Raw genomic sequence first — 8,531 nt, forward strand, 5'->3', positions numbered from 1 at the left:
GCACGTCAGTGTTGACCTCCGGGAGGTTGCCAGGAGTGCCCGGCGTTGTTCGAGCCGGGCACGATCCTGCGGTGGACCTCCAGGTCGTCGACGATGATCACGACCAGGGTCCGGGGCCCGTGCACGCCTTCGACCCGGGTGAGTTCGATGTCGCTGGTCGCGGACGGGCCGGAGATGAAGGTCAGCGGCAGGTGCGGGTCGAGGCGGGCGAGCGCCCCGGGGACGTCGTCGACGATCTGCTCGGCCCGGACCACGCACAGGTGGTAGTCGGGGACGAGGGTCAGGGCGCGCCGGCCCTGGCCCGGGCCGGTGTCCAGGACGACGGTGCCGGTGACGGCGATGCCGACGGCGGCCAGCGTGACGGCGCCGTCGAGGGCGTCCAGCGCGGGGACGTCCAGGGGCTCCCGGTGCCATTCCCAGGCTCCGGACGGCAGGTGGTCGTCCGGGAAGCCGTCGGGCACCGCCAGGCGCAGGGCACCGCGTGCGGTGAGGGCGGCGGCGATCGCCCCGGGCAGCCCGGCCGGGGCGGTCCGGGTGACGGTGGCGCGGTAGTCGGCGACCCGCTCGGCGAACAGGGCCACCAGGTCCTGGCCGTCGGCGGTGTGACCGCGCCGGTAGTCGCGCGGGACGGGCACGTCCTGCGGGCCCTCGTCCGTGGGGACGTCGGCGAGCGCGGCGCGGACGCGTCCGAGCACGGCCTCTCGGGTGGTCGTCACTTTCCCTCCCGGTTCTTGCGCCACCAGGCGCGGAACGACTCGGCGGGCGGCGCAGGGGTGTCCCGGTCGGCGGACCAGCCGCTGAACGGGCCGGGCAGCCGGCCGATCCGGCCGTTGCGGGCCAGCGCCCGGCCGCCGAGCGAGGCCGCCTTCTGGGCGGCGCCCAGCAGTGCGGGGGAGCCGAGGACGGCGGCGGCTGCCTTCATCGCCAGCGCCTCACCGGTGGGCAGGCCGCCGGCTCCGCGCTCGGCCTCGACGACCTCGGCCCGCAGGTGCACCAGCAGCTTCGGGATGTCGATCTTCACCGGGCAGGCGTCGTAGCAGGCCCCGCACAGGGTGGAGGCGAAGGGAAGGGAGGCCGCACTGCTTTTGATGTCACTGCGGACACCGACGAGCTGCGGGGTGAGCACGGCGCCGATCGGCCCGGGGTAGACCGAGCCGTAGGCGTGCCCGCCCGTCCGCTCGAAGACCGGGCAGACGTTGAGGCAGGCGGAGCAGCGGATGCAGGCCAGGGCCTGCCGGCCGACGGTGTCGGCCAGGGTGTCGGTGCGGCCGTTGTCGAGCAGGACGAGATGGAAGTCCTGCGGGCCGTCGGCCTCCGTGGTGCCGCTCCAGGTGGAGGTGTACGGGTTCATCCGCTCGCCGGTGGAGGAGCGCGGGAGCAGCTGGAGGAACACCTCCAGGTCCGCCCAGGTGGGGACGACCTTCTCGATGCCCATCACGGTGATCAGGGTCTCGGGCAGGGTGAGGCACATCCGGCCGTTGCCCTCGGACTCCACCACGACGACCGTGCCGGTGTCGGCGACCGCGAAGTTGGCACCGGAGACGGCGACCTTGGCGCGCAGGAACTTCTCCCGCAGGTGCCGGCGGGCGGCCTCGGCGAGTTCGGCGGGCTCGTCGCTCAGCCCCTCGGGGGCCGGCTGCCCCCACTCGCCCATCCGCTCGGCGAACAGGTCACGGACCTCGGTCCGGTTGCGGTGGATCGCCGGGACCAGGATGTGCGAGGGGCGGTCGTCGCCGAGCTGGACGATGAGCTCGGCGAGGTCGGTCTCGTAGGCGGTGATGCCGGCCTCGGCCAGCGCCTCGTTGAGGCCGATCTCCTGGGTCGCCATGGACTTGACCTTGACGACCTCAAGCTTTTCCTCGTCACTGCCGCCGGTGGCCCGCACCAGTTCGGTGACGATCCGGTTGGCCTCGGCGGCGTCGGCGGCCCAGTGGACGGTCCCGCCGGCCGCGGTGACCGACTCCTCCAGTCGCACCAGGTGGTGGTCGAGGTGACGCAGCGTCCGGGTCTTGATCGCGTCGGCGGCGGTGCGCAACTCCTCCCAGTCGTCCAGCTCCGAGGCGACGGCGAGGCGTTTGTCGCGAATGACGGTCGTGGCGTGTTTCAGGTTGGCGCGCTGCCGGGTGTTCCCCAGGGCCTCGCGGGCGGCGTCGGGGAAGGACGGCGAGCCCAGCCAGACCACTCCGCGGTCGCCGGGGGCGGTCACGGGCGTCCGCCTTCGGTCGCGGCCAGGATCTCGGCCAGGTGCATGGTCCGCACCCCGGCGGCCTGCCGGGACAGCCCGCCGCCGATGTGCATCAGACAGGAGTTGTCGACCGTGCACAGCACCTCGGCTCCCGTCTCCCGCACCGCCCCGACCTTGTCGGCGAGCATCGCGCCGGAGGTCGCGGCGTTCTTGACGGCGAAGGTGCCGCCGAAGCCGCAGCAGGAGTCGGCGGCCGGGAGCTCGACCAGGTCGAGCCCCTCGACGGCGCGCAGCAGCCGCTGTGGCCGGTCGCCGAGGCGCAGTCCGCGCAAGGAGTGGCAGGTGGGGTGGTAGGTGACGCGGTGCGGGAAGCGGGCACCGACGTCCTCGACGCCGAGGACGTCGGTCAGGAACTCGGTGAACTCGTGGACCCGGGGCGCCAGTTCGGAGACCTGTCGGTGCAGTTCCGGGGTGCTGTACTGCGCGGCGAGCTCGGGGTGGTGCTCCCGGACCAGCCCGGCGCAGGACGCGGACGGGGTGACCACCGCGTCGTAGTCGGCGAAGGTGCGGGTGAACCGGGCCGTCAGCGGGACGGCGTCCGCACGGTAGCCGGTGTTGAGGTGCAGCTGCCCGCAGCAGGTCTGCTCCGGTGGGAACTCCACGGTGTGGCCGAGCCGTTCGAGGACGGTCAGCACGGCGCGGCCGGTCCCGGGGAACATGGTGTCGTTGAAGCAGGTGATGAACAGCGCGATGCGCATCGGCAAGCCATCCTGTCGTCCGGCAGGGGCGGGGCGGTTGCGGCGGGTCGACGGTGCGCGCCCGGCGCGGCGGTGGGCGCGTCCTGCTCGGCGGCCGTCTCCACGCGTGCCTCCGTCCGGGCGCCCGGGTACGCCGGACGGGTGAGGCCGGCGCTCCGCACCAGGGTGGGCCGGGCCCCCGCGGCCCGTGCTCCCGGCCGCGGCGGGCGGGGGTCACGGCACGACGACCAGCTTTCCGCGGGTGCGCCCGGTGCGGCTGGCGTCGAAGGCCTCGCCCGTCCGCTCCAGCGGGAAGGTCCCGGCGACCTCCACGGTGAGCGCGCCGCGGTCGACCGCCGCGGCGAGTTCGGCGAGCTTCGCGCCGTCCGGGCGCACCCAGATCCAGTGGCCGCCGTGCTGCGTCACTCCCGGGTCGGCGATCGAGACGTGCCGCCCGCCGTCGGCGAGCACGGCCAGGGTGGTGTCCAGCTGGCCGCCGACGAAGTCCGCGACGGCCGTCGCACCGCCGGGCACCAGCGCGCGCACCCGCTCGACCAGGCCGTCGCCGTACGCCACCGGTTCGGCGCCCAGCTCGCGCAGGTACGCGTGGTTGCGCTCCGAGGCGGTGCCGATCACCCGGGCCCCGCGGTCGCGGCCGAGCTGCACCGCGAGGCTGCCCACGCCGCCCGCGGCGCCGTGCACCAGGAGCACGTCGGCGGGGCCGACCGCGAGCCGGTCCAGGCTGCGCAGGGCGGTGAGCCCGGCCAGCGGCAGCCCGGCCGCCTGCGCCCAGTCGAGCCCGGCGGGCTTGCGCGCCACCGCGGGTGCGGCGACCGCGACGTACTCGGCGAAGGTGCCGGCCTGCACCGCGTCCTTGCGGGCGTAGGCCATCACCTCGTCCCCGGGGGAGAACTCGGGGGTGTCCGGGCCGGTGCGGGTGACCACCCCGGCCACGTCCCAGCCGGGGATGACGGGGAAGACCGTGTCCATCATGCCGTCCAGGCCGCCCGCCATGACCTTCCAGTCGACCGGGTTGACGGAGGCCGCCCGGACCTCGATCAGCACCTGGCCGGGGCCGACCTTCGGGTCGGGCACCTCGCCGTACTCGAGCCGGGAGTTGTCCGGGGCGTACGAGTCGTAGGTCACCGCGCGCATGAGTCGACCTCCAGGGAGCCGGGGTTGCGGTCTCGCGCACCGCCGCCCGGGGTGAGCGGGGCGCCGTGGGTCACGCTATGCCGGAGGCGGGCGCCCGGCACCTCGCCCCGCCGTCGCGGCGCCGTCCGCCGGTGGGCAGGGCACCACGCCGCACGCTGCGTCAGGCGTGTTCCGCCTCCTCCAACTGTCGTGGCACGGTGGCCTTCTGGTCCAGGAAATGGTGCGCGCGCCGGTCGTACTCCAGTTGGTGTGCCCGGATCTCCTCCGAATTGGCGGCGGTCCAGGCGCACAAGCGGTTGAACGGCTCCCGCAGGGACACGCCGAGCGGAGTGAGGGAGTACTCGACTCCGACCGGAGAGGTCGGCAGGACCTGGCGCATGATCATCCCGTTGCGCTCCAGCCGGCGCAGGGTCTGGGTCAGGACCCGCTGGGTGACGCCGTCGACGCGGCGTTTGATCTCGTTGAACCGCCTGGGCTCGTCAAGGACCGCCAGGACCGTCATCGACCACTTGTCGGTGATCTGGTCGAGAATCGAACGGCGTATGTCGGAGCACTGGACGGGGTGTTCGGTGGTCATGATCCCCCAACGTTCACGGGGCACGGCGGCGGCCTCGGGCGGGGTGCGGGTGCCCCAAGTTGTGCGTGATGCGTGTGATGCGCGTGATGTGCGCAAGGTGCGTGATGCACGTGATGTGACCATCATGTTCGTGTCAGTGAAGGGCTGTCAATCCCGCGGGCCCTTACCGGGAAGTGACGAACTCCGGTCACCGCAGAGCGGTCACGCGGCTGCGGGCAGCCCGTCCGGCAGGCCGTCCGGGAGCCCGTCCGGGAGCGCGAACAGCAGGTCGTACAAGGGTCGCCCGGTGCCGTGCCAGATGGACAGCGCGTAGACGCTGATCGGGTAGTCGACCCAGCGCGGCGGCGCCCACACCGTGCCGCGGACGACGTCCCCCTGCCCGCCGGCGTCGAGGCTCGACGGCACGTCGCCGGCCTCGACGAGCAGCTCCCAGCCCCGGCGCGGGACGGCGAACGAGGCCTCGGCGAGGTCGCCGCGCAGGCTGGCGCGCAGGATCGTCGTCGCCGCGATGTCGAGGCTCAACGCGCTGTCGACCAGCACGCGGTCGACCTCGAAGCCGGAGTCGGCCAGCCAGGTGGACAGGTGGTCGACGGCCGCGCCGAGCAGGTCCGCAGTGGCGCGTTCGGTGCGCACCGCGCGGCACAGCAGCGCCTGGTAGTGCACCTCCTCGGGTACGACGACCTGGTCGCCGATGACCGTCCTCAGCAGTCCCATGTCCAGGCTGGACGGGTCCCGGTAGACGGCGGCGACGTCGCGGGCGACGGCGCGCAGGAACGGGTCGGCGCAGTCGTCCAGGAGGAACGACCACAGCTGCCGGCACAGTTCGACCATGCGGACGCCGGTAGTGGTGTGGAGCACCCGGAGCGCGCAGCGCAGCAGGATCTTCTGGAACAGCGTCATGGAGACCCGGAACTCCATGCCCCGCACCCACTCCTCGGCGGTCATCGAGCCGTGCTCGACGACCACGTCGGCGATGAGTTCGGGATTGGTGATGTCGGCGGGCATCCAGCGGGTCCGCAGCCCCTGCTCGTCCTTGAAGGCCTCGCGCGAGTAGTCGGTGTTGTTCAGCAGCAGCAGTGGGTAGATCACCGGGGATCCGCCCGCGGTCAGCACCTCCTCGATCCCGTCGAGGTAGGAGTCGAAGGTTTCGCCGGGCAGGCCCCAGATCAGGTCGGTGTAGGTGGGCACGTCGAGTTCGCGGAAGCGGGCCAGCAGCCGGCGGTAGTGGTCGGTGCGGATGTTGGCGCGGTTGGCGATCTTGAGCACGTTCGCGTCGAAGGACTGCGCGGAGAGCGTGATCGCGCCGGTCAGCTCGGCGGCGTGCAGCATGCTCGCGATCTCCACGATGCGCTCGTTGCCGTTCTTCGCCCAGTTGGTGCTGACGATCAGCCGCTTCCCGTGGCGCCGGCTGAGCTCCACGATGTGCTCGGCGATCTGCCGGTCGCGGCCGAGGATGCCGAAGTTGGCGTCCGCGATGAACAGCGTGGCGTCCTGGGGCATCAGCCGGATCAGCCGGTCCAGTTCGGCGAAGATCCGCTCCAGGTCGAACTGGCGGACCTTGGAGTTGGTCGCCCCGCCCCAGTAGCAGAACGCGCACCCGTAGGGGCAGCCCCGGTTGGTCTCGTAGACGATCATGGACGAGCCGGTGATCTCCTCGTCGGAGTACACCGGGGTGAGGATCGGCGAGACGACCTGGTTGAGGTCGGTGATGCGGTCCGCGTCCGGGTTGGTGACGACGGTTCCGTCCCGCCAGTGGCTGATGCCGGGGATCGCGGCGAGGTCCCCGTCGGTCAGGAAGGCGTGCAGCAGGTCGCGGAAGCGCAGTTCGCCCTCACCGTGCACCAGCACGTCCAGCCAGGGCGCCTCGGCGAACAGCGGCTCCTGCTGGTAGCTGACGTCGTTGCCGCCGACCACGACGCGGCAGTCCGGCCAGCGCTCCTTGACCTGGCGGGCCAGCTCCAGGGACTGGGCGCGGTTCCAGAAGAACACGGTGAGAGCGACGGCGAACGGCTCGTCCCAGGTGTCGAGAAGTTCCTTGGTGGCCTGCTCGCCACCGCTCTGCTCGCGCACGCTGATCCGGAAGTCGCAGGCCGCGTCGAGGGCGGGGTCGGCGGTCGCCGTCGCCTTGAGGTACCCGAGGGTGACGCTGTACCGGACCCCCTGCATCGCGGTGAACTCGACGAGCTGGACGGTCTTCCGCCGCTCCGGCACCGGTGCCGGCCGCCGGCCGGCGTCGGCCGCGCCGTCGGTGACGTGGTGGGAGTCGATGGTGGAGGTCATGACTGCACTTCCCGGCGAAGTAGGGCAAACTCGGACAGTTCGCACGTGGCCGCGGCGCCTCGCGCACGCTCCTCGTGATCGCTCACAGCGCCGTGACACCCGCATGCGCGACATCGCCCGGGTTCCGTCTCCGCCGTCGTCCGCCCCGGCGCAATGCCCGGCTGTACGGGATGCCGGCGGCTGCCAACATTTCCAGCGCATTGCACCGGCGTCAATAACGCACTCCCAGGACCGTAGGTATCTCCGGGGATACCGGGAAGATTTGAGCTTAATTTGAGTTACGGCCCGGAATGCCGGTCGTTATTGACGGTCCTGATGGCCCGATGTAGCGTCAGCGGCGAAACACCCGGTGGCGTGCCGACTGGGCCCGGAGTGCTCGGGTGACGAACCCCCGAGATTCATCCGGTGAAAATCCGGCTGTTAAAGGGAGTGTGGTATCGGTGCGCTTCGGGCTTTCATTTCTTCCGGACTGCACGCCGGAGACGAAATCTCCGCAGGACTATTTCAGCGACGCGCTGGAGTTGTCGGTCCGGGCGGAGGCGGGCGGTCTGGATTCGGTGAAGATGACCGAGCACTACCTCCACCACTACGGCGGCTACTGCCCCAGCCCGCTGGGCTTCCTCTCCGCGGTCGCCGCCCGGACGAGCTCGGTCAGGCTCATCACCGGCTGCGTCCTCCCGGTCTTCCACCACCCGATCCAGCTGGCGGCGGAGGCCGCGCAGGTGGACGCGATCAGCGGCGGCCGGCTCGACGTGGGATTCGCCCGGGCGTACCTGCCGGACGAGTTCGACGCGCTCGGCGTCGACATGGACGAGAGCGTCGACCGGTACCGCGAGACCATCCGGGCGGTCCGGCGGATCTGGACCGAGGAGAAGGTCAGCGAGGAGACGCCGTTCTTCTCCTACCGCGACGTGACCGGACTGCCCCGGCCCACCCAGCAGCCGCACCCGCCGATGTGGGGGGCTGCGGTGCGCACGCCGGAGAGCTTCACCTGGCTGGGCACCGAAGGGCTGGGGCTCCTGATCACGCCGATGATCTCGCCCCACGAGTTCCGCGCCCAGCTGACCCTCTACCGCGACGCCTTCCGGGCGGCGCACGGCGGCTCCGGGCTGCGGCCCCGGGTCGCGGCCAGCCTGCCCCTGGTGGTCGCGGAGACCGACGAGCGCGCGACCGAGATCGCCGAGACCTATCTGCGGCGCTATCTGGACGTGTGGGCGGAGGCCGTGAACCCGTGGGACCGGCGGGAATCCTCCGCCTATCGCGGCTATTCCGGATTCGGCTGGATGCTGCGCAATCTGCGGCCCGAAAAGCTCTACACCGAAGGCGGCGCGATAGTCGGATCTCCGGCCACCGTCATCGACCGCATCCGTGCTTTCAACGACCACATCGGCGGCGTCGACCAGATCCTCTGGCAGATCGATTTCGGCGCGATGCCGCTCCCCGAAGCTCGGCAGACCCTGGAGCTCTTCTGCGACCAGGTGCTGCCGGAGGTGAAAGCACTCTGACCGCCGGTGCCGGCTCCCGATGTGGGTGGGGTCGCACCGGCCCGACGACGGGAAAGGAGGTGAACGACATGGAGGACTTCGACCTGGTGCTG

General features: G+C 71.6%; 7 protein-coding genes. 1 reads left to right on the forward strand and 6 read right to left on the reverse strand.

Annotation, left to right across the window (positions count from 1 at the left end):
• Positions 1-5: 5 nt before the first annotated feature.
• From ACFXOZ_RS10435 to ACFXOZ_RS10460, 6 genes are all read right to left on the reverse strand, one after another.
• A complete protein-coding gene (locus tag ACFXOZ_RS10435; protein WP_380589219.1) occupies positions 6-716 on the reverse strand; it encodes a lactate utilization protein C in 711 nt (236 codons plus the stop codon).
• Complete coding sequence (locus ACFXOZ_RS10440) at positions 713-2,206, reverse strand: lactate utilization protein B (RefSeq protein WP_380589222.1); 1,494 nt, start codon at positions 2,204-2,206, stop codon at positions 713-715. Before ACFXOZ_RS10440 ends, ACFXOZ_RS10435 begins: the two co-directional genes overlap by 4 nt.
• Positions 2,203-2,943, reverse strand: a complete 741-nt coding sequence (locus ACFXOZ_RS10445) for a (Fe-S)-binding protein (RefSeq protein ID WP_380589225.1) — start codon at positions 2,941-2,943, stop codon at positions 2,203-2,205. Before ACFXOZ_RS10445 ends, ACFXOZ_RS10440 begins: the two co-directional genes overlap by 4 nt.
• 213 nt (positions 2,944-3,156) lie before the next feature.
• Positions 3,157-4,077, reverse strand: a complete 921-nt coding sequence (locus ACFXOZ_RS10450) for an NADP-dependent oxidoreductase (RefSeq protein ID WP_380523044.1) — start codon at positions 4,075-4,077, stop codon at positions 3,157-3,159.
• A 160-nt stretch (positions 4,078-4,237) separates the two neighbouring features.
• Entirely contained in the window at positions 4,238-4,654 is a 417-nt protein-coding gene (locus ACFXOZ_RS10455) for a winged helix-turn-helix transcriptional regulator (RefSeq protein ID WP_375891027.1), read from the reverse strand.
• Between the two features lie 201 nt (positions 4,655-4,855).
• Positions 4,856-6,934, reverse strand: a complete 2,079-nt coding sequence (locus ACFXOZ_RS10460) for a radical SAM protein (RefSeq protein WP_380589228.1) — start codon at positions 6,932-6,934, stop codon at positions 4,856-4,858.
• Positions 6,935-7,374: 440 nt separating this feature from the next.
• On the opposite strand from ACFXOZ_RS10460, the gene ACFXOZ_RS10465 reads away from it, so the two are divergent.
• Positions 7,375-8,439, forward strand: a complete 1,065-nt coding sequence (locus ACFXOZ_RS10465; protein WP_375891031.1) for an LLM class flavin-dependent oxidoreductase — start codon at positions 7,375-7,377, stop codon at positions 8,437-8,439.
• Positions 8,440-8,531 lie beyond the last annotated feature (92 nt).

It is taken from the genome of Kitasatospora sp. NPDC059160 (genome assembly GCF_042755465.1).
GTDB lineage: Bacteria > Actinomycetota > Actinomycetes > Streptomycetales > Streptomycetaceae > Kitasatospora.